Raw genomic sequence first — 1,876 nt, 5'->3', positions numbered from 1 at the left:
TCGTGCTTGGCACGTTGTTGGGTATCTGAGGGTGCGGCCGTATGGTCGTTGCCTTCGTGATGCCGGCCCCAGTGAACTTGTTCCTTATGGAGCAGGGTGATGGGTGGCTGGTCGTTGTTTGAGAACTACACAGTGGACGCGAGCATCTGTGGCCAAGTTTTTAAGGGCGCACGGTGGATGCCTTGGCACCAGGAACCGATGAAGGACGTGGGAGGCCACGATAGTCCCCGGGGAGCCGTCAACCAGGCTTTGATCCGGGGGTTTCCGAATGGGGAAACCCGGCAGTCGTCATGGGCTGTCACCCATGCCTGAACACATAGGGCATGTGGAGGGAACGAGGGGAAGTGAAACATCTCAGTACCCTCAGGAAGAGAAAACAACCGTGATTCCGGGAGTAGTGGCGAGCGAAACCGGATGAGGCCAAACCGTATGCGTGTGATACCCGGCAGGGGTTGCGCATGCGGGGTTGTGGGATCTCTCTTTCACAGTCTGCCGGCTGTGAGACGAGTCAGAAACCGTTGATGTAGGCGAAGGACATGCGAAAGGTCCGGCGTAGAGGGTAAGACCCCCGTAGCTGAAACATTAACGGCTCGTTTGAGAGACACCCAAGTAGCACGGGGCCCGAGAAATCCCGTGTGAATCTGGCGGGACCACCCGCTAAGCCTAAATATTCCCTGGTGACCGATAGCGGATAGTACCGTGAGGGAATGGTGAAAAGTACCGCGGGAGCGGAGTGAAATAGTACCTGAAACCGTGTGCCTACAAGCCGTGGGAGCGTCGCTCATTGGGTTTACCCAATGGGTCGTGACTGCGTGCCTTTTGAAGAATGAGCCTGCGAGTTTGCGGTGTGTTGCGAGGTTAACCCGTGTGGGGAAGCCGTAGCGAAAGCGAGTCCGAATAGGGCGATTTAGTAGCGCGCTCAAGACCCGAAGCGGAGTGATCTAGCCATGGGCAGGTTGAAGCGGAGGTAAGACTTCGTGGAGGACCGAACCCACCAGGGTTGAAAACCTGGGGGATGACCTGTGGTTAGGGGTGAAAGGCCAATCAAACTCCGTGATAGCTGGTTCTCCCCGAAATGCATTTAGGTGCAGCGTCGTGTGTTTCTTGCCGGAGGTAGAGCACTGGATAGGCGATGGGCCCTACCGGGTTACTGACCTTAGCCAAACTCCGAATGCCGGTAAGTGAGAGCACGGCAGTGAGACTGTGGGGGATAAGCTCCATGGTCGAGAGGGAAACAGCCCAGAGCATCGACTAAGGCCCCTAAGCGTACGCTAAGTGGGAAAGGATGTGGAGTCGCAGAGACAACCAGGAGGTTGGCTTAGAAGCAGCCACCCTTGAAAGAGTGCGTAATAGCTCACTGGTCAAGTGATTCCGCGCCGACAATGTAGCGGGGCTCAAGCGTACCGCCGAAGTCGTGTCATTGCAGCAATAGGGCCAACGCCCGCTGTGATGGGTAGGGGAGCGTCGTGTGCCGGGTGAAGCAGCAGCGGAAGCTAGTTGTGGACGGTTCACGAGTGAGAATGCAGGCATGAGTAGCGATACACACGTGAGAAACGTGTGCGCCGATTGACTAAGGGTTCCTGGGTCAAGCTGATCTGCCCAGGGTAAGTCGGGACCTAAGGCGAGGCCGACAGGCGTAGTCGATGGACAACCGGTTGATATTCCGGTACCCGCTTTGAAACGCCCAATATCGAATCCATTAATGCTAAGGCCGTGAAGCCGTTCCGGACCCTTCGGGGAAAGGAAAGTGGTGGAGCCGTCGATCCAAGGTGGTAGTAGGTAAGCGATGGGGTGACGCAGGAAGGTAGTCCAGCCCGGGCGGTGGTAGTCCCGGGGTAAGGGTGTAGGGCGTGTGATAGGCAAATCCGTCACACAT

1 rRNA gene (only partly in view) is annotated in these 1,876 nt (G+C 56.9%); it reads left to right on the top strand.

What is annotated here, in order from left to right:
• Nucleotides 1-150: 150 nt before the first annotated feature.
• A 23S ribosomal RNA gene (locus ACZ6K0_RS43035) occupies nt 151-1,876 on the top strand; it runs 1,496 nt beyond the window's last position.

The organism is Streptomyces sp. NPDC042346, from assembly GCF_055581845.1.
This window is presented reverse-complemented; position numbering and strand designations above follow the sequence as displayed.